Annotated in this window: 18 protein-coding genes; 5 read left to right on the forward strand and 13 right to left on the reverse strand. The window is 49.2% G+C overall.

Annotated features, from left to right (window positions below; all coding sequences use genetic code 11):
* Window positions 1-27: 27 nt before the first annotated feature.
* From ccoN to RIG61_04820, 10 genes are all read right to left on the reverse strand, one after another.
* Complete coding sequence (ccoN, locus tag RIG61_04775) at window positions 28-2,190, reverse strand: cytochrome-c oxidase, cbb3-type subunit I (GenBank protein MEQ9618468.1); 2,163 nt, start codon at window positions 2,188-2,190, stop codon at window positions 28-30.
* The gene (gene ccoS / locus RIG61_04780; GenBank protein ID MEQ9618469.1) at window positions 2,187-2,372 is read right to left on the reverse strand and encodes a cbb3-type cytochrome oxidase assembly protein CcoS; all 186 of its coding nucleotides are present in this window, start codon (window positions 2,370-2,372) and stop codon (window positions 2,187-2,189) included. Before ccoS ends, ccoN begins: the two co-directional genes overlap by 4 nt.
* Window positions 2,369-4,822 carry a heavy metal translocating P-type ATPase metal-binding domain-containing protein gene (locus RIG61_04785; GenBank protein MEQ9618470.1) on the reverse strand — a complete coding sequence of 818 codons (2,454 nt, stop codon included), beginning with the start codon at window positions 4,820-4,822 and terminating at the stop codon, window positions 2,369-2,371. The genes ccoS and RIG61_04785 overlap by 4 nt, the downstream gene beginning before the upstream one ends.
* A gap of 414 nt (window positions 4,823-5,236) precedes the next feature.
* Window positions 5,237-5,719: a GNAT family N-acetyltransferase gene (locus RIG61_04790; GenBank protein MEQ9618471.1), complete on the reverse strand. Its 483-nt coding sequence runs from the start codon at window positions 5,717-5,719 to the stop codon at window positions 5,237-5,239.
* Window positions 5,716-6,438 carry a methyltransferase domain-containing protein gene (locus RIG61_04795; protein ID MEQ9618472.1) on the reverse strand — a complete coding sequence of 241 codons (723 nt, stop codon included), beginning with the start codon at window positions 6,436-6,438 and terminating at the stop codon, window positions 5,716-5,718. The genes RIG61_04790 and RIG61_04795 overlap by 4 nt, the downstream gene beginning before the upstream one ends.
* Complete coding sequence (locus RIG61_04800; GenBank protein MEQ9618473.1) at window positions 6,419-6,928, reverse strand: GNAT family N-acetyltransferase; 510 nt, start codon at window positions 6,926-6,928, stop codon at window positions 6,419-6,421. The genes RIG61_04795 and RIG61_04800 overlap by 20 nt, the downstream gene beginning before the upstream one ends.
* Window positions 6,929-7,020: 92 nt before the next feature.
* The gene (locus RIG61_04805) at window positions 7,021-7,581 is read right to left on the reverse strand and encodes a YeeE/YedE thiosulfate transporter family protein (GenBank protein MEQ9618474.1); all 561 of its coding nucleotides are present in this window, start codon (window positions 7,579-7,581) and stop codon (window positions 7,021-7,023) included.
* A gap of 13 nt (window positions 7,582-7,594) precedes the next feature.
* Window positions 7,595-8,161: a YeeE/YedE thiosulfate transporter family protein gene (locus RIG61_04810; protein ID MEQ9618475.1), complete on the reverse strand. Its 567-nt coding sequence runs from the start codon at window positions 8,159-8,161 to the stop codon at window positions 7,595-7,597.
* 248 nt (window positions 8,162-8,409) lie between these two features.
* Window positions 8,410-8,769 (reverse strand): STAS/SEC14 domain-containing protein, encoded by a 360-nt coding sequence (locus RIG61_04815; protein ID MEQ9618476.1) that lies wholly within the window; start codon window positions 8,767-8,769, stop codon window positions 8,410-8,412.
* 34 nt (window positions 8,770-8,803) lie between these two features.
* Window positions 8,804-9,604, reverse strand: a complete 801-nt coding sequence (locus RIG61_04820) for a hypothetical protein (protein MEQ9618477.1) — start codon at window positions 9,602-9,604, stop codon at window positions 8,804-8,806.
* A 385-nt stretch (window positions 9,605-9,989) separates the two neighbouring features.
* Between RIG61_04820 and RIG61_04825 the strand changes: the two genes are divergently transcribed.
* From RIG61_04825 to RIG61_04835, 3 genes are all read left to right on the forward strand, one after another.
* Window positions 9,990-11,276, forward strand: a complete 1,287-nt coding sequence (locus RIG61_04825; protein ID MEQ9618478.1) for a glycosyltransferase — start codon at window positions 9,990-9,992, stop codon at window positions 11,274-11,276.
* Between the two features lie 291 nt (window positions 11,277-11,567).
* A complete protein-coding gene (locus RIG61_04830) occupies window positions 11,568-12,215 on the forward strand; it encodes a hypothetical protein (protein ID MEQ9618479.1) in 648 nt (215 codons plus the stop codon).
* Window positions 12,216-12,548: 333 nt separating this feature from the next.
* Window positions 12,549-13,013: a hypothetical protein gene (locus RIG61_04835; GenBank protein ID MEQ9618480.1), complete on the forward strand. Its 465-nt coding sequence runs from the start codon at window positions 12,549-12,551 to the stop codon at window positions 13,011-13,013.
* A gap of 73 nt (window positions 13,014-13,086) precedes the next feature.
* On the opposite strand, the gene RIG61_04840 is transcribed toward RIG61_04835, so the two are convergent.
* Window positions 13,087-14,040: a universal stress protein gene (locus RIG61_04840; protein ID MEQ9618481.1), complete on the reverse strand. Its 954-nt coding sequence runs from the start codon at window positions 14,038-14,040 to the stop codon at window positions 13,087-13,089.
* Window positions 14,041-14,261: 221 nt separating this feature from the next.
* Between RIG61_04840 and ychF the strand changes: the two genes are divergently transcribed.
* Both ychF and RIG61_04850 read left to right on the forward strand, forming a co-directional pair.
* Window positions 14,262-15,362 (forward strand): redox-regulated ATPase YchF, encoded by a 1,101-nt coding sequence (ychF, locus tag RIG61_04845; GenBank protein MEQ9618482.1) that lies wholly within the window; start codon window positions 14,262-14,264, stop codon window positions 15,360-15,362.
* Window positions 15,355-16,458, forward strand: coding sequence for a quinone-dependent dihydroorotate dehydrogenase (locus RIG61_04850; GenBank protein ID MEQ9618483.1), 1,104 nt, complete (start codon window positions 15,355-15,357; stop codon window positions 16,456-16,458). Before ychF ends, RIG61_04850 begins: the two co-directional genes overlap by 8 nt.
* Before the next feature lie 78 nt (window positions 16,459-16,536).
* Here RIG61_04850 and argJ read toward each other — a convergent pair whose 3' ends face one another.
* Together argJ and recO are read right to left on the reverse strand one after the other, a co-directional pair.
* Window positions 16,537-17,715: a bifunctional glutamate N-acetyltransferase/amino-acid acetyltransferase ArgJ gene (gene argJ, locus RIG61_04855; GenBank protein ID MEQ9618484.1), complete on the reverse strand. Its 1,179-nt coding sequence runs from the start codon at window positions 17,713-17,715 to the stop codon at window positions 16,537-16,539.
* Window positions 17,712-18,419: a DNA repair protein RecO gene (gene recO, locus RIG61_04860; protein ID MEQ9618485.1), complete on the reverse strand. Its 708-nt coding sequence runs from the start codon at window positions 18,417-18,419 to the stop codon at window positions 17,712-17,714. The genes argJ and recO overlap by 4 nt, the downstream gene beginning before the upstream one ends.
* Window positions 18,420-18,606: the final 187 nt, after the last annotated feature.

The raw sequence follows: 18,606 nt of genomic DNA on the forward strand, positions 1-18,606 counted from the left end.
TTTCCGCATTCTGAAAATACGATAGAGCTACCTGTTTGATGTCGTTACCTCCTCGGTAGCGGTCTTTTTGCCGAGGCTCTGCAAATAAGCGATAAGCGCGACGACCTCGGTGTCCTTTATCAAAGTAAGTGAGGGGTCCTGGCTGAGCAGCTCCTCGTATATTCGGGCAGCCTCCTTTTCCGCGTTTATGTCGGCGTCTGAAACCTCCCGGTCGTCGTAAGGCACACCCAGCATTTTCATCACGCTGAATTTCTTTCTCAGTATGTGATAATCGATTTTATTTGCCGCGAGCCACGGGTAAGAGGGCATGATGGAATTGGGCGTAATTTCCCTTGGGTTTATCATATGGCGGAGATGCCACATATCCGGATATTTACCTCCGACCCTGGCAATGTCCGGCCCCGTTCTTTTTGAGCCCCATTGAAAGGGCCTGTCATACATCGATTCCGCTATAGTGGAGCTTGGACCGTACCTGAGCACATCGAACGGGAGCTTCCTTATCATCTGCGAGTGGCACACGTAGCACCCCTCCCTGATGTAAATATCCCTTCCCGCGAGCTCAAGCGGCGTGTACGGCTCCGTTTTTTCAGCCGACGGGAGATACTTGTAGATCGAGAGAGTGGGTATTATTTCGATTACGGAACCCACCGCGATTGATATGAAAAGAAGCACGGTGAAAACGAGGCTAAGCGCCTCAAGTTTTCTGTGGCCGCTACCGACCGCCGTCGGGTCGGCTGAAAGCGGGGCGGCTTCAACTACGGTGACTTTTTTCTCCCTGGGCGCGTGTTTAATGGTTACCCATACGTTGTATATGAGCATGAGGAAGCCCGTGAGGAAAAGCGCGCCGCCTGCGAACCTGACCCAGTAAAGAGGCACTATTCTCATCACCGTTTCAACAAAGTCGGGATATACGAGCTGTCCGTTCTCGCCTATTGCCTGCCACATGAGCCCCTGAGTAATGCCGCTTGCCCACATCGAGATGTAGTACAGAAGAATTCCGAGAAATCCTATCCAGAAATGCCAGTTCATGAGTCTCTGGCTCCGCATCTTCGTATTCCAGAGCTTCGGCACCAGGTAGTAGATTATTCCGAAGGTAAGGAACCCGTTCCATCCGAGTGTGCCGCCGTGCACATGGCCGATTATCCAGTCGGTATAGTGGGCGAGGGAGCTGACCGATTTTATCGACAGTAAAGGGCCTTCGAAGGTGGACATACCGTAAAAAGTCACTGCCACGGCCAGGAATTTAATAATCGGGTCCGTGCGGAGCTTGTGCCATGCTCCCCTGAGCGTGAGAAGGCCGTTAATCATGCCGCCCCAGCTCGGCGCCCAGAGCATTACGCTGAAAATCATGCCGAGGGTCTGCGCCCAGTCGGGAAGCGCGGTATTCAAAAGATGGTGAGGCCCCGCCCATATGTATATGAAAACGAGGGACCAGAAATGGATGATTGAGAGCTTATAGCTGTAAATAGGCCTGTTGGCTGCTTTGGGCACGTAGTAGTACATCAGTCCCAGAAACGGCGTCGTGAGGAAAAAAGCGACGGCGTTATGGCCGTACCACCACTGAACGAGAGCGTCCTGTACTCCGGCGTACACAGGATAGCTTTTAAGAAACGCGACCGGTATTTCGATCGAGTTCACTATATGGAGCAAGGCCACCGTAATAATCGTGGCTATGTAAAACCATATCGCTACGTACAGATGCTTTACTCTTCGTATGGCGATTGTTCCGAAAAAATTAGCGGCGAAGACTACCCAGACGACCGCGATTGCCACATCGAGCGGCCACTCAAGCTCAGCGTATTCCTTACTCATGGTGTAGCCTAAGGGCAGTGTAATCAGCGCGCCTACGATAATAAGCTGCCAGCCCCAGAAATGGAACTTGCTCAGAAAATCGGAGTAGTTACGTGTTTTAAGGAGCCTCTGCGTAGAGTGATATATGCCCGCGAAGATTATATTTCCGGCAAACGCGAAAATTGCAGCGTTTGTGTGGAGAGGCCTTATCCTCCCGAACGTAAGCCACGGGATCTCCAGATTTGCCGGCCAGAATGCCAGCTGGAGCGCTGCAAGAAGCCCGACCATAAACGCCGCCGCTCCCCAGAAAATTGTTGCATAGAGAAACATCTTTACGATTTCATCGTCGTAAACAACCTTCTCCAGAACTGTGGATTTAGGTCCGTTGTCCTGACTCATTTATCCTTTTCCTCCTTCGAATCTTGATTTCTTGGTTCGGTCTCGTAATCATCTATTAACATTCTGTGACCGGGGGTCTTGAGGTCGTCCCACTGCCCCTTTCGTGCGGCCCATATGAAGGCAAGCAGGAAAATTAACGCCATGGCTATAGAAATTCCAAGCGTCAAGAAAATTATATTCACGTCTTCGCCACCTTTCTCTTGGTATCGAGAATCGTCTGTCCGTATAATGTAGAGCCGATCAGAAGCAGCGAGCTTAGCGGCATAAGGACCGCCGCCGCGAGAGGCGTTATAAAGCCCGTCAGCGCGAATCCCCCCGCAGCTACGTTATAAATTATTGAAAAAACCGTGTTTCTTCTTATGGTTTCGCCAGTCGCATTGCCGTGATCGATAAGGTCCAGAATTGTGAAAAGGTCGTTGTTGAGTATGTACGCGTCGGATACTTTGAGACTTTCCTCGACGCTCCCCTGTATTGCTACGCTCACGTCGGATGAGGACAGCGCGCCTGCGTCATTCAGTCCGTCCCCTATCATAAGGGAGTTCCGGTTTTCACTGATTATTCTCGATTTGCCCTCGGGTATTTCCTCCCAGTACGCCTGTGAGTATGGGATTTGAAGCTTATCGGCCACATGCTTCACATTATTCTCCTTGTCGCCGGAAAGTATGAAAACTTTATACCCCCTCACCACAAGCTCGTTTATTACGAACTTGGCGTCTTCTTTCAGCGTATCCCCCAGAACTATTTCCGAGACCGGTTTTCCGTCTTTATGGACCACTATTTTAGTAGTGATAATTTCGTTCAGATCGTTTTGGCCGATTACACTATTCTCGGACGTTAACCGGTAATGGTGCCCGTCTGCCACGGCTTCAATCCCTTCGGAGTATATGTGTCTGAAATCTCTGACTTCGGGCAGCGGGTAGTTGTTGTCCTTGAGATGAGCTGTGAGGGTGCGGGCTATCGGATGGTTCGATTTCTTCTCTATTGCGAGGATTGCGGCATAGTCTTTCTCCGAAAGCTCCCCGGAGTTCCACTTGAGGATTTTGAATACCCCGTTTGTAAGCGTGCCGGTCTTGTCGAAGAAGATTTTTTCGACAGACGGGAGCTTCTCGAAGTTCCCGGCGTCTTTAATCAGAAATCCCTTGGCCATCCCCGATTTCAGCGACAGTCCGTAGGAAAGCGGCAGTGCGAATACAAAGGCGCAGGGACAGGATATAAGCGTAAAGGCGATTACCCTTTCTAGCGCCTCGGAAGTATTGTAAAGATATGATATAGTGAAGAACGTAGCCACCGCGGCGATTCCCACTATCAGTGTGAAGACCGTGGAGTATTTGTCGCTGTATGTCGAGAGGCCGATTTTACCCCTGTAATTGCTTTCGACCTGATCCAGTATCTTCCCGATTCTGGTGGATTTCCCGGTTTTGGCTACTTTAAGAACCGCTTCGTCAGACTCGAGTATCGAGCCTGCGAATACGCTGTCTTTCCTCCTGACTGTCTCGGGAATGTTCTCGCCCGTAAGCACGGACAGGTTTAGATCGGCGTTTCGGGATAAAAGCTCGCCGTCAGCCGGAACGCGCTCCCCTTTGTGGAGCTTTATCCTCTGCCCCGGCCTGAGATTCTCGACGGGCTGATAAAAGAACTGCCGAGCCTTATCATCCCATATAAGAACCCGATTGGATGAAAACAGGCTCCGGCTCACCGGTTCTTTTCGCACTACCCTGTCCTGTACCGTTTTAAGAAGATATCTGCTTCCGAGAAGGAGAAGCACGAATGCGGTTATCGAGTCAAAATATATCTGGTCGCTTCCGTTAAAGTAGTTGTAAGCGCTCAGTACGAAACCGATCACGATGACGAACACGATCGGTATATCGACCGTAGCGCGTTTCATTCTGAGTGAGCTCAGTACGCTCTTGTAAAAGGGATAAGCGCAGTATGTGACCACGGGCAGAGACAGAAGAAGGTTGAGCAGCATAAAGTTCTCCGCAAACACTCCCCCCGCGCCGGAATAGACCGCCGCCGAAAGGAGCATTATATTTCCTGCGCAAACTGCCGCTACAGATAGTCTTATGAGCGATTTTCTGTTTTCCCGCCGTTTTAATTCCCGCGCCTCCTCATCGATCCTTACGGGATGAGCCCTGTAACCGAATTTCTTCGCTATTACGGGGAAGGATGAGAAATTCCGTTCGGGGGTGAAATTAACTGTTGCGGTATTATCGGACATGTCGAGCGAGACGGATTCGATTTCAGGGGTGTAATCGGGGATTTTCTCTATCAGCCACAAACATGCCGCACACTCGATTCCCTCCACGTAGAAATTCATGGAGAGGGGGCTTTCTGCCGCCGTGTATAATTCGATAAAACTTTTCTGATTCAGGTATTCATAGTTCTCGGTTGATTCCGTATCTATTGGCGCGCCCGTTTTTCCGATATCCTGGGCGTCTTTGATTTTGTAGTAATTATCCAGGCCGAGAGTGTGCAGAAGCTCATAGACGGACATACATCCCCTGCAGCAGAAATTCCCGGATTCGGAAACTACCGTGTTCGAGGAATCAAGCTCCTCCCCGCAATGCAGGCAGCGGGCGGATTCCGGTTTGCTTTTGTGAGCGCTGTCTCTGGAAACTGTAGTGATTGCCATTGTATTGGTATTCTGCTCTTATCGCGAAAATTAGAGCAATAACAATGCCAATTCATACACGAATGATATTGGGATTTAAGCTATAGGGCAGATGTCCGGTGTCAGATTATAAGACAGTAAATTTCTTTTGTGATTAAAGATATGACGGGATTATAAATAAAGTTGGTGCAGCCAAATATGCTGCGGCAAATCGGTTTCGGATAAATAAAGCCCTGTCAGTCAAACTCACTACTCATTAACTAAAAATCAGATAAAGAAACATGATAAAGAATAAACCTATAGAAATCAGGAACAAAAAAGATGCGAAATTTTGATTTGTTGAATCTTTCATGATGATCTCCTCTTGCTATTCAAATTCCATTATAAAACGATTCCGTGGTCATAATCAACACTATTATTAAAATTGCCGAGTTGTCAATCGCTTAGCATCTTTTTCATTTTAAACCGCTCGAACCGAAGGCCTTTTCTTAAAGCCGTTTCGGTTTCGACGATTTCAAAACCCATTTTGAGAAAAAAGGGCTTTGATACCCTGCTGGCCTCGGTGCGAAGTATTATTATACCCGCCGATAGCGAGTGCGCTTCGAGTTCCCTGTAAATCGCAGTCGCAACCCCGGTTCGTGAATGGCCTTTCATTGTATAGAGTAAGGATATGTGGTCAACGGGGTTAAGGGCGCCGAATGCGAACGGGCCGTCGGTGGCCTCGGCGACAAGCGTATATCCCGACTCGAGCAAATTCCCGAACTCCCCGGTCTCATCGGAAAAAGACGCCCAGACCCGGAGCCGCTCCGGGTCATAGTGTCCTTTGCCGAGCTCTAATACCGAGTCCCTGTAAACTTTGGCCAGTTTATCTATATCGGAGCCGGTGTATTGTCTTATCTTGATTTCGGAATGAGTCATTTTATGCCCGCAAACGCGGCAAAGCATGAGTTTTTATGGAGGACATCCATGACGCGGAATCCGGCCTTCTTCATCAAGTCGAGCTGATAGGTTAGGCTTCTCGGTGTGTCCTCTTTGTCTATATATTCGAAGACTTTCTTGCTGTATTCAGGTCCGCCGACCCGTTCGAGATGCCCGGCGTACCCCTCCAGCATCGCGCCCTGGATTGCATCGTGTTCATGATGTACCAGGTCGCTAACGAAAAATGCGCCCCCGGGCTTTAGAAGACCGTATATTTTCTTGAAGGAGTTCTCCCAGTCTGCATCGTCTCTCAAGTGGTGCAGCACGGCCGCGGCAATTATAAGGTCGTAATTAGATTGGGGAAGCGCGATTTTCCTGAAATCCCCCTGGAAAATCCGGACCCGTCCCGCGTTTTCTTTCCCCAGGCGCTCCTTTGCCCGCTCCAGCATCGGCAGGCTGAGGTCCACCAGGTCGCAGTTTATGCCTCCTTTCAGTCTCAGAATCGCGATAGCATTGTTTCCCGCGCCAGAGCCTATATCGAGAAGCTCCCGTGCGTCGGGTTTTATCCCGACTGCGAGAGTGGATATAAGCTCCATCATGAGAGGGGCGTCGATTACCGCTTCCTGGCCCGTATCCAGATTGGAGAAACGCTCGACGTCTGCGTCGAAACGCTCTTTTATCTCATCGACAGTGGATTTTTTATGCGGAGGCGTTTTCATTTCCTATTATATTACCCCCGGACAGTTTTAGCGCCATCGGGATGTGCAATACCCCGTGAATCGTTTTCGGTCCGGACGTTTGAACGAACCCCAGGCTCTCATAAAACGGCACGGCGAATGTCGAGGAGTTTACGGTTATCTTTTCCGGGGTTCCGCTGCCTGATCCTATCCTTTCAAGCGCGGTTCCGACAAGCTCCTTCGCTATTCCTCTACGGTGAAATTCCTTATCCACGAACAGCATGGATATATGTCTTCTTCCCCTAATCTCTATAATCCCGGCTATAGCGCCGTCAGTCTCTGCTACTATAGTAATATGATTGCCCAGGGAGCGTTTAGCGAGCTCGCGCGGATTTGCGTATCTGAAGAACTCCTCTATTCCGTCTTCTGAAAATTCGGGCGCGATGAACTCGTTAAAGGAACGGGCCACGAGGTTGCAAACCTCCGCCTCCTCGCCCGGTCTCAAGGGTCTGTAAATTGTGGACTTTGCCATTTGCTACCGGAATTACGCTTCAAAAATCTTTATATAAATTAATATTGCTAAACTTTCCTTGATATGCAAAGACCGATTGACTGCCGAAAGAATCAGCCGGAGCTTTTAGGCAGCATCCAGGCTATAAGCGTGAAGACTACTGCGATTACGAGAGCGGTTGCAACGCCCGGAATACTATCAACTATTACGGGATAGTCAGGGTTGGGAGTGAAAGCGATAGTGGAATCACCGGCGAGTATCCATTTGAAAATCCCCGTGCTCGATACCCTCCCGTGAACAAGTATGTACATAAATGCCCCGCCGAGTCCTCCAATCACAAAAAATCCGGCGTCTTTTCTCCCCTCCCCGAGGGCGGCTACACCGGTTCCCGGACAGTAGCCTCCTACCGCCCATCCGAGTCCCATTATAAGACCCCCCGCGACTACGCCCCAGTGGGTTATCTCGACGGACAGGTGCGAAGGGTCTATGATCCCGAGCGTCACGCCGAGGAAGAGAAGCACACTCGCTACGGCTATACCGAACAGGGTCGTCTTCATGAGGTGAAAGTCTGTCAGCCTGAGCATATCTATAATCCTCTGCGGATTCGATGCTCCGACTCTGTGAAGTACGAAGCCGAAGAGCGTGCCTAGTATTACCGCGTACAATAAGTTCATCTTGTCCCCTCGGTTATTTTCTTCCGTAAATCAGAATTGCCGCGGGAATCGCGACGGCAAAAGCCGCCATAGCGAAAAGGTATCCGCTTACGGAGGTCTGCATAATGCCGCTCACCATATGCCCGCTCGTGCTACCCCCTGCGAGCCTTGCTCCGAACAGCACGAGGCCGCCGCCCGTGAGAGCCGCCAGGTACCTCACTGCGGGGGAGTCCCCGAATCTGTTCCGCCACACCTCGGGGGCTGTTTTATCGCTCCGGGTTGCTTTGGGGCCTTTCGTAATGGAGGAGAGAAAAGCGCCTACAATAATGAACACTACGAATACGAAGCTATAGTTGAAGGGTTTCGCTATACTCTTGGCGTATTTCCCCCCGCTCTTGTTCAGGTATGAAATGGTGCTCGAATAGCCGGATTCTCTTCCGGGGTCTTCTTTGATGAGTTGCGGCGTACGTTTGCTCCATATGATTCCGTCAAGTATCACGAACTGGGTAGATACTCCTATCGGCTCTACCGCCCACACCGCCAGCACGAATACGATACCCAGCGCAAGCCCGCCCCAAAACCAGTTTAGCTGTCCCGTCATTTCTCCGACCTCCGGTGAAATAATACCTTAGTATGTAAGTAGGTACTTACACATACTGCGCAGAAGTTAATTATACAGTAATTAGGTATAGCTAGGGTGATTAAATGTATTTAACGAAGCGTATACGTTTCTGCTGACTGTCAGATTATAGGACGGGAATAATTACCTGACTGGCCGTTCTTCCCGCCTCTATAGAATTTTTCGTTCTCATACTCGACGGACTTAAGCTTAGGTGTAATTTCTACTCTTCACCCCCGTACCCACTCCATCGCCTCTTCCTTCTCCTCGAAAGAGAAGTGTCTGACCTCTATGTGGGGGAAGAGCCGGGAGGCGAATTTTACCCAGGTTTCTATCCAGCCCTTGTCGGAGACAACGGCCTCTTTCTCGAAGTCCCTCCAGTGCCTGAGATTAAAGTGTATGTCTTTCATGAGCGTGTTTACGGACATGCCGCCTACCTTTTCTACCTCCGCATATACGCGGAGCTTCTCGTGATTCTTCAGCTTTTCCTCGATCATGCCGAGAGCCTCGTCGAATTCCTCATCCTCGATACGGCCCTTCAGCCGGAACCCTATTATGTTCCCTTCCTCGAACGGAATAATTTCAAGCATGGTACCTCCCTGGTTCACATAACCGCTTCAAGCTTTAAGGAGTCGCCGATTTGCCGAGCTGGTTTTCGATGCAGTAGAGTGTCATGCGGTAGTCGTATGTATTCCCCTTCTTCCATACATTGCTGCAGCCCTGCATCACATTTCTCTCTTTAGTGCCCGGCGGGTACATCTCAACCATCCTGTTTAGCCTGCCCATGGCTTCAGTCTGGTTCTTTGTGCAGTAGTCCTGCATCCTCTGGTCCCCAGGCCAGCTGCTTGCGCACATCTGCTGAATTTTGTTGTTCACGGTGGCAGCAGTTTGCTTGGATGTCGGCGCGGCTGCGGGTGCGGACGCGGGCCGGGAAATTAATTCATTTACCTTGCGGATTTTAGCGTCCGCCGATACGAGTTTTAGCCGTGCATTTTCCGACGTCTCGGCTTTTGTCCTATTCTCGGTCGCGGTGCATGCCCCAGCGTAGAGCTTGAGCCCTGTGGAGTAGTCGCCTATCGCCTCAAGCGCGGTCGATTGAACGGGCATCATTCTCGGCGGGGGCGCTATCGAGCTTAGGCGCAGTCTGAGGGATTCCACTATTCCCTGATAGTATCCGAACTCGTAGGAGCACTTGTCGGTAGCCTCGGACTGAAGACCCACAGCGGTATTGGTTACGGTCTTTCCTACCTCCGACAGTTCGTAGAGAATCGGCGTAATCCCTTTCAGATATATTTTCTCTTTGTTTGTATAAGTATCGGCGCTTGCTTCTTCGGCAGAGAGAGAGCAGAATACGGTCGCCGTTATTAAAAATACAGACAGTAAAGATACGAGTACCCTTTTGTTAACAACCGTTAAAATATTCATGGTGTATCTATCCTCCTTGTGGTTTTACGACTGCTCGACCGGACACCGGTCTTGATACGAGTATAAAATAAATTACATGATAAAGGGATAAGTTTTAAATAAATATTTCCTTTAAGCTCTTTTGCTTGAGCACGTATTCTGTAATATATTCACAACCTGTATTGACTGAATTCCAAATCCGGACGCCGTGATTCGCCTAGCTGATCTGACCCGCAAATTCCGGTTCCAATGTGTTTATTGAGTGTTTTAGGGTTATTATTATAAATATAAGGTCTAAATCTGCTTATAAAAGAAAAAGCCCGATCCCCATGTAAGTAATAAACATATCCGCTTGGAATCACCTCACTGTTTCGGCATTATGGGTCGGGAAGGGAGGGATTAAGAGATGATAGCCGAGATTGAAAATCCGTCGAGAATAACTTCAGCCGAAATAGTTGTGGGTATTCCTTCGTACAATGAAGCGGATTCCATATATTTTCCCGTTGAGCAGGCCAGCAAGGGGCTCATGATTCACTACCCTCACAAGTCGTCGGTCATCGTGAATGTGGACAACTGCTCTCCCGACGGAACCAAAGACGCGTTCTTCAGCACGCCGACAAAAGTACCGAAAATTTATGCCTCCACTAAGGAGGGAGAAAAAGGTAAAGGCAGGAACGTTCATAATCTTCTTGAGATTTCAGCGGGTCTTGGCGCAAAGGCGGTAATACTCCTGGATGCAGACCTCAGGAGCCTCACGCCGCGCTGGATCAGATATTTTCTCGAGCCTCTGGAGGACGGCTATGACTTCGTGGTGCCTATATACATGAGGCATAAGTACGACGGAACCATTACGAATAACATAGCTTATCCGCTTTTACGCACACTCTTCGGTTTACGCATCAGACAGCCCATAGCGGGTGATTTCGCTATTTCAGGCAGGCTTGCGAACGCGTTCATGCTTGAGCCTACCTGGGACGAGTACGTTTGTAATTTCGGAATAGACATATGGATGACCATTGTAGCCATCAGCCGTAATTTCAAGGTCTGCCAGGCCTTTCTCGGCTCTTCAAAGACTCACCGTCCCAAGGATCCTGCGAGCGACCTAGGTCCTATGTTCTCACAGGTTGTGGGTTCTATATTCAATACGATCAAGACATTCGAGTATGTGTGGAAGAATATCGAAGAATCCCGGCCCAGCGTTATATACGGATTCGGTCTGGGGCAGTCGGGCGTAAAAGAAGAGGTGAAGGTCAGCACCAATCTGCTGCATAAATCATTTATAAACGGATTTGAGGACTACGGCGATATATGGCAGCAAGTGCTCATGCCCTCCAATATTCAGGTGCTTGACAGGCTGAGCCATTCAAGCCCCGATCAGCTTCATTACGAGGCTGACGAATGGGTAAAGGTTTTGTTTGATTTTGCGCTCGCCTCGATTTTCAACAAGGATATTGACAAGAACAAGCTGTTAGAGGCGCTTATCCCTCTTTATTATTCCTGCACTCTTTCGTTCGTGAACAAGGTCTCCTCGATGGACGACGCCGAAACCGAATTATATCTTGAGGATAGAGCCCGCAGGTTCGAGGAATCCAAGTACTATCTGATTGAGAGATGGAACCAGCTCACCAGGCACAACGGCAACAGGAGGCTCTATCAGATGCTCACCGGGAACAGGAACATAGTCGATGAGTGAGTCGTTTTAGTGTTCCGGTGCTATTGTTAGCGCGTATATGAAGCACATAGTACAAGCAGGTGCTTTTCTGATCAATATCCGGAAAAATTTCCCTGTTAAAAAACCCTGCATTGTTGATTTATTCACAGATGCTGCTGTTCGATTTCTTACAATTACATATAGTCCGAACATCTGGCTTTTTGTCTAATCCGCTGTCAAAACTCGCTTTATCCTTCTTCAATAATATGGCACGCCTATTGCACTAACAATATAATAAGGAGCTTTTAAATTTACACATAGGAGGTAGTAATTATGAAGAAGTTCATGACTTTAGCTGCGGTCGTCGTGACGGCAGGAGCTTTGGGGCTCGGTGTTACGGGTTACGCAGATGATAACAAAACACAGTACGAGCAGCAGGACCAGCCTTATCACGATACACACCCTCACAAGAGCGATCAGATAATACAGCAGAAGAATAGACCGCATAATAGTGGTGATTCTATGCTGGATCAGCGGAATGAATCCGGGACCGACAGGGGGAATTATCAGAGCCGCCAGATGAGCCCTGATAACCGGAACTCATCCGGCAACGTCCAGGGAACAGTGACTCTGGTAGGCAATCGAGTAATAAATATTAGCGAGCCTAACGGAATGAAGCATCAGGTCAGGGTAAGCGAATCCCAGGAGAAAGCCATAACGACCGGATACAATATCAGTGCGGATATCAGGAACGGCAAGCTCGTTTCCTTCCAGGAGATGGGTGTTGCGCCTGATGTTAAGAATGTAGTTTATCAGTCTGAAAACTTGCCGGATATAAATGTACTGGAAAACCGGGGTACCGCGATACCTGGAGATGAGCCAATGATGAACCGGCAGCAGCCCGGAATGAATCAGGGTCAGCAGCCTGGCCAGGATATGCCTCGGGATCAGCATCAGGACCATATGATGGATCAATATTAGTTGAAAATAAGAGAAATGAAAGTCTATGGCCGCCGAGCTCTTATCAGCCTGACCTGCTTCGTTAATCTATTCACGAAGCGGGCCTTTTATATACCCGTATGTCCTCCACAGGCGTGCGGGTTTTTTATTTTAGTAAAGCCGCATAAGATGCAAAGAATCTAACTGAATGGCTCTCGGAGGTTAGAATAAAGCGGGATTTGAAATTGCTATCTTTTGGTATATATTGATCTTGCCCCGCGGAATAATGGTTTCCTTCATTTACTGTACTCAGGTCTAGTTGCTCTTATTCATTTCCGGTTTTCCGTTCGGGGTTTCCGTACTTTAAGGTTAATTATGAAATATCTCGTTATCGCGGGCTTATTCTTTACATTGCTGACATCGTGCGTTGAAGTGGGTGATTCGGGCTCAAACCCTATACAGGGCGAGGTCGTAGTGAGAAGGGGGCTTACCGACTCTGAAATTGAAGTCTGGATAGAGCAGGCCGAGTGTATGGAGTCCGAGAGCAAATCGAGAGCCGATATTGAGGACCTCGACGCGATCGAAGTACCCTTTGTCGATGAAATTACCATAAGAAAGGAACTTTCCTGCGGCGGGATTCCACCCGATAACCTTGTGGCCTGTCAGACGCAGAAGGAGATAGCGTTTCTTAACGGTCTGGATCAGGATACATTCCTGAGAGCGCTCAGGCATGAGGAAATACATTTCATACTGTTTTTTTTGACCGGAAATAACGACAGAAATCACCGGAGTATATGGTTCGATCTCGAAGAAAGCCCCTGTCCCGAAACCGGTCTCTGAGAAGTATAATTATCTTACTCCCCTTAGATTTTAATAGGATCCGTCATACAGGGCGTTCCTGAGAGCTTCAATATCAATCGTCAAGTTTTACGGGAGAGACAAACCCCTCGGGTTTAACCGTCAATACCGAGCAGTTCACCTGGTTCAGAACCGATTCCGCCGTGTTTCCAATTATTATCCCTGGAAGCCCCGTGCGGCAGAGAGTGCCCATTACGATGAGATCAATTTTCTCTTTCTTTGCGACTTTAGGAATTAGTAGAGACGGGTCCCCTTTGAGCAGGTGCACCCTGTATTGTGTTTTTCCCATCCTTTTCCTGCTGAGGAGTTTATCAAGAGATTCCTGATGAAAACCTTTTTCAACCTTTATCAGTCTTTTCATCTCCGCCTCTGTCTTTCTGAAGCGCGGTCCGCGCAGAATGTTTTCCCCGAAGACGCTCCAGGCGTGAACAATGTGGAGCTCGCTGTCGTCGAGTTTTGATAATGAAAGGGCCAAATCCATTATAAGATCATTCAATCTGTCGGTTTTTTCGTCAAAGGGGTCTGGGTCAACCGCCGCCAGAATACGCGAATACTTATCCGCTTTGGAAGGTTTGACAATCCAGACCGGGGATGGACACTTGCGCATCAGGCTGATGTCGATACCTCCGAAGAACATTTTCCTTGTTCCGTCTTTTCCTTCTGCGGTTTTCATAACGAGGTCGTGTTTGTTTCTGAGCACTTCCTTAATTATCTCGATATGGGGCTTTCCCGTTAATATTTTTACTTCGGCTTTAACCCGTATTCTTTTTTCAGTGCTTTTAATCAGATCTCTGATCTCCGAGGCTTTCTCTTCACAGGCTATCTTCTCGAATTCCTTAATCGGAACCTTGTCGATGTAATCCTCTGTCTTGGAGGGAATTTCCTCGAGTACGTATACTACGGTTAATCCGGCCTTGTTCTGTTTAGCCAGGGTGAAAGCCCGCTCAAGCGCTTCGCCGGCGCTGTCCCTTCCGTCATACGCTAAAAGTATTTTCCTGAATCTTTTCATTGACTCTTCCGCCGCTTGTCAGAATTTTCTGATTGAATTTACTTGTTTGTCCGATTTTATCAAATCGCGTATATGGTAAAGAGTTTACCTTTTCCGCAATTGCCTGATTGTTCATTCGAGAATCCCGTGCATGTTTCTTGACTCGCACCGCTCTTAGTGTAGCTTATCATGAGATTTTTCTTGCCGGTACAATATCTAAGCTAAATGTATATATTAAAACTATGGGACTGAAATGCGGAATAATAGGGCTTCCCAATGTGGGAAAGTCAACCCTTTTTAACGCGCTAACCAACGCGGGAGCGGAAGTCGGTAATTTCCCCTTTTGCACGATTGAGGATAACGTCGGGATAATTCCGGTAGCCGACGACAGGCTTCACAGGATAGCGGAGCTGGTAAAGCCTCAGAAAATCACGCCGACCTACCTCGAAGTCGTCGATATAGCGGGGCTTGTAAAGGGGGCGTCCGAGGGGAAGGGCAGGGGGAACGCCTTTCTCGCGAGCATAAGGGAAGTTGATCTGATCCTTCACACTGTGCGCTGCTTTGAGGACGATAACGTAATGCACGTTGAGGGCTCTACGGATGCTCTCCGCGACATCCATATAATAGAGGACGAGCTTCTGCTCAAGGATTTAGAGACCGTTGAGAGGCGCGAGGAAAGGCTTCAGTCCCAGGCTAAGAGCGGGGATGTAAAAACAAAGGAAACGCTTGAGGTGGTAAAACGCCTGAGGGAATTTGTGGAGGAGGGCAACAAGGTCAGGAACTTCCCTTCGGACGGAGAAACCGGAAGGATTATAAAAGAGATGTATCTTCTGACCGGAATTCCCGTTCTCTATGTTTGCAACGTAGGCGAGGACGATATCCCTGACGCCGCGGGCAACGAGGAAGTACGGAAAGTAAGGGATTATGCAGAAAAGAACGAATCGGATGTAATCGTCCTATCCGCTAAAATAGAGTCTGAAATTGCCGAGCTCCCGTACGAAGAGAAAAAAATGTTTCTAAGCGAGCTCGGGCTCGAGACCTCGGGACTCGACAGGCTGATAAAGGTAGCTTATGATAAACTCGGACTAATAACCTTTTTTACCCAGGGGTCAAAGGAAGTCAGGGCGTGGACGCTCAGAAAGAACGTCAAGGCTCCTCAGGCGGCGGGCGCTATCCACTCCGACTTCGAGAGGGGGTTTATAAGGGCCGAAACGGCGTCGTATGACGACTTCGTTTCAGCGGGCTCCGAAGCCGCCCTCAAGGAGGCGGGCAAAATGAGGTCCGAAGGAAAAGAATACGTTGTAAAAGACGGGGACATACTGCTTTTCAGATTCAATGTATAAAGAGATTGTAAGGCCCATTCTGAATAAGCTCGATTCCGAGACTTTTCACGACCTGGCGCGTGAGTCTCTCCACTTTGCCGAAATCTCCCCGATAACCCTAAAACTGGTTGAATTTTTTGCGCACACGCACAAGAGGTTCGCCGACCCCAGGCTCAATGTTAATTTGGGCGGCGTCAGGTTCGAGAATCCGCTCATCGTAGGTGCGGGGTGGGATAAGGCCGGACGCGCGGTGCTGGCGCTGTGGCGCCTCGGCTTTGCGAGCGTGGAGGTAGGCTCCGTTCTCGAGTACAGGCAGCCCGGAAACCCGAAGCCGCGTCTTTTTATGGTCTCTGACGGCGTGGCTATCAACTGGCTTGCGTTCAACAGTCCCGGCATGGATCTGGTGGCGAAGAATCTCGACCGCTACAAGGGGTCAGGCGTCCCGATAGGGATAAGCATAGGGCTCAACAGGGACGCGGACCAGGAATACGCCCCCGAGGCTTACGCCGCTGTGGCGAAGAGAATGTACGAATACGCGGATTATTACGCTATTAATATTAGCTCGCCCAATACGCCCGGGCTCAGGAATCTCCAGGCCAGGGAGAGCGGAAACGATATAATTCAGGCTGTGAACGAGTCTATGGACGGGGAAGGGGGGAGAAAGCCATTGTTCGTTAAAATCGCCCCCGAGCTCTCGTTTAAGGAAATCGACGACATCATAGAGATTGCGCTCGACCATTCGATTACCGGCATTATCGCCTCCAATACCGCCAATGTTCCCGAGCTTAAGGCTAGGTACGGCGAGAGATGGAGGAATCAGATAGGCGGACTCAGCGGAGACGACGAAGAGTACAGGAGGATGACTACCCGGCAAGTTGCGCACATATACAGGCAGGCGGGGGATAAGCTCGATATTATAGGCGTGGGGGGGATAAAGGACGCCGGGACCGCGCTTGAGAAAATCAGGGCGGGCGCGAAGGCGCTTCAGCTTGTCACGGCTATTCGCGGGGAAGGGCCGGGTGTGGCAGGTAAGATAAACATGGGGATTGCGGACTATATGTCCCGGCACGGAATCAAGTCAATAGACGAGATCGTCGGCATTGACGCTGGTAAATAAACTTCCCGAAGTTTTGTAGTACTACTCGCTCGGATAAAGTAGAGCTCGCTTTAGCTTATTTTACTTGCCGGTTAAAAGTTACGTTCTGTACTGAGCGTTTATTTTCAGATACTCAAACGTAATATCGCTCGTGATTACAAAGGAGCTTGCCCTGCCTGATTTGAGGTCGAGCGTAATCGTAAATTCTGGCTTCTTCATAACCCGCTCAGCCTTTTTCTCGTCCATCACATCCCTCGAGTTGCTGAGAACCTTCAGGTCCCCGAAATATAGGTCGATTTTATCGGGATTGAAGCTAACCCCAGCTCTGCCCGCAGCGGCTACAATCCTCCCCCAGTTGGGGTCTTCGCCGTAAAAAGCGCTTTTCACGAGAAGTGAGGTTCCAAGAGTGCGCGCCATGCTCTCTGCGTCTTTTTCGTTATTTGCGCCTTTGACCACAATCTTAACCGTCTTCGTAGCCCCTTCTCCGTCTTTGACTATCATCCTCGCGACCTCGGTCGATGCTTCGGTGACGGCCTGCTCGAACTTCCTGTATTCCGCCCCGCTTTCATTTACAGCCCGGTTTCCGAGCTTGCCGCTTGATAGCATCAGAACCGTGTCGTTAGTCGACGTGTCGCCGTCCACAATTATTTTATTGAAGGAGTTCCGGACGGCATTCCTGAGAGCCTTTGACAATGCCCTCTTCCCGACATTTATATCCGTAAGCACATACGCCAGCATGGTCGCCATATTGGGCATAATCATCCCCGCGCCCTTGCCTATTACTGCGATAGTTCCGGTTTTGCCGCCGACTTTCAGCTTTATTGATGCGTATTTTGGAAACGCGTCTGTTGTCATTATCGCTTCTGCCGTATCCACGAATCCGTCTTCCCTGAGCTCGGAGACTAGCCCGGGCAGGGCCTTCTTTATCTTGTCTGTAGGGAGGGGGCCTCCTATAAGCCCTGTGGACGAGGGTATGACCAGGTTCTCGTCTATTCCCAGTTTTTCTGCTACGTAACGCGAGGTTGCAATCGCGTCCCTCATTCCCCTTTTTCCGGTAAACGCGTTTGCCACTCCGCTGTTTACGAGTACCGCCTGACAGTATCCGCTTTTGATGCGTTCCATTCCGAGGACCACAGGGGGCGCCTTGACTATGTTCAGAGTAAAGACTCCCGCCGCCTTCGCGGGGGTTTCCGAGAATATCAAAGCGAGGTCTTTCCTGCCGTTCTTTTTAATACCTGAAGAAACCCCGCTTCCCAGAAATCCGGGAACTTTTGTCATATTGTTAACTCCTCTATGAATTTTGATGATTTCAATTCCTTTTCCGTATGGAATTCTGTGAATTTTGTAAACAGCTTTATGTACTTTAGGACTTTTGCGAGGTGTATTTCCATAGTCGCTCTGTCGCTCAGGAATTCCCTTGATACACGGAATCCGTTTTGCGCTCCGCCTGTGCAGTCCCCGCATATTACGCCGCCCTTACTCAGGCTAAACAGGGCATCCCCCTCTATCTGTTTTCCGCATTCTGCGCATATTCCGAGGTTGGGTTCGTATCCCGATATTGTAAGCGCTTTCAGCTGGAATGAAAGAACGGCCGGGAGAATACTTTTTCCGGAGTCGAGTTCGCTCAGGGTTTCAACCAGAAGCTCGAACAGCTCTTCCGCGGGAGACTCGTCGGGCAGCAGGCTGTCGACCGTCTCGAGTATAAAACTGCCCCAGAGAAAGAGTTCTATATTCTCCATGAGATGATGGAATACCCTTACTGTCTCTGCATCTTCTACGAATCGCATATCCCTCGATTTGTCCCTGAATCTGACCCGAAAGCACACGAAAGGTTCAAGCCTTCCGCCGAAGCGCTTTTTACTCCTTTTCGCGTTTTTTGCAAAACCCCTGATTTTCCCGAAATCCCGAGTGAAGAGGGTGATTATATAGTCTGCGTCACCGTGGAGGGTTTTACGGATCAAGAAAGCCTCTGTGCTGTTCATGATGCGGATATTATTACTAAAAAAGCGGTCTTTAGCGAATTATTGGAACCGGGAATTCCATTGCTCTTTCATATATAAGGCTGTATTTATCAGGACTCGACGGATATTTTTACTAGGGGAATGGAACTGCGTATTTTATAATACTATTTTATGATTTGAATTTCTCGCGGATTATGAGGGTGATGGA

The sequence above is a fragment of the Deltaproteobacteria bacterium genome (assembly GCA_040223695.1).
Lineage (GTDB): Bacteria > Desulfobacterota_D > UBA1144 > Nemesobacterales > UBA2774 > JAVKFU01.

Coding starts and splice junctions, on each gene's coding strand:
- ccoN (MEQ9618468.1), bottom strand. CDS start 2,190: ATGAGTCAGGACAACGGACCTAAATCCACAGTTCTGGAGAAGGTTGTT.
- RIG61_04785 (MEQ9618470.1), bottom strand. CDS start 4,822: ATGGCAATCACTACAGTTTCCAGAGACAGCGCTCACAAAAGCAAACCG.
- RIG61_04790 (MEQ9618471.1), bottom strand. CDS start 5,719: ATGACTCATTCCGAAATCAAGATAAGACAATACACCGGCTCCGATATA.
- RIG61_04795 (MEQ9618472.1), bottom strand. CDS start 6,438: ATGAAAACGCCTCCGCATAAAAAATCCACTGTCGATGAGATAAAAGAG.
- RIG61_04800 (MEQ9618473.1), bottom strand. CDS start 6,928: ATGGCAAAGTCCACAATTTACAGACCCTTGAGACCGGGCGAGGAGGCG.
- RIG61_04805 (MEQ9618474.1), bottom strand. CDS start 7,581: ATGAACTTATTGTACGCGGTAATACTAGGCACGCTCTTCGGCTTCGTA.
- RIG61_04810 (MEQ9618475.1), bottom strand. CDS start 8,161: ATGACGGGACAGCTAAACTGGTTTTGGGGCGGGCTTGCGCTGGGTATC.
- RIG61_04815 (MEQ9618476.1), bottom strand. CDS start 8,769: ATGCTTGAAATTATTCCGTTCGAGGAAGGGAACATAATAGGGTTCCGG.
- RIG61_04820 (MEQ9618477.1), bottom strand. CDS start 9,604: ATGAATATTTTAACGGTTGTTAACAAAAGGGTACTCGTATCTTTACTG.
- RIG61_04825 (MEQ9618478.1), top strand. CDS start 9,990: ATGATAGCCGAGATTGAAAATCCGTCGAGAATAACTTCAGCCGAAATA.
- RIG61_04830 (MEQ9618479.1), top strand. CDS start 11,568: ATGAAGAAGTTCATGACTTTAGCTGCGGTCGTCGTGACGGCAGGAGCT.
- RIG61_04835 (MEQ9618480.1), top strand. CDS start 12,549: ATGAAATATCTCGTTATCGCGGGCTTATTCTTTACATTGCTGACATCG.
- RIG61_04840 (MEQ9618481.1), bottom strand. CDS start 14,040: ATGAAAAGATTCAGGAAAATACTTTTAGCGTATGACGGAAGGGACAGC.
- ychF (MEQ9618482.1), top strand. CDS start 14,262: ATGGGACTGAAATGCGGAATAATAGGGCTTCCCAATGTGGGAAAGTCA.
- RIG61_04850 (MEQ9618483.1), top strand. CDS start 15,355: ATGTATAAAGAGATTGTAAGGCCCATTCTGAATAAGCTCGATTCCGAG.
- argJ (MEQ9618484.1), bottom strand. CDS start 17,715: ATGACAAAAGTTCCCGGATTTCTGGGAAGCGGGGTTTCTTCAGGTATT.
- recO (MEQ9618485.1), bottom strand. CDS start 18,419: ATGAACAGCACAGAGGCTTTCTTGATCCGTAAAACCCTCCACGGTGAC.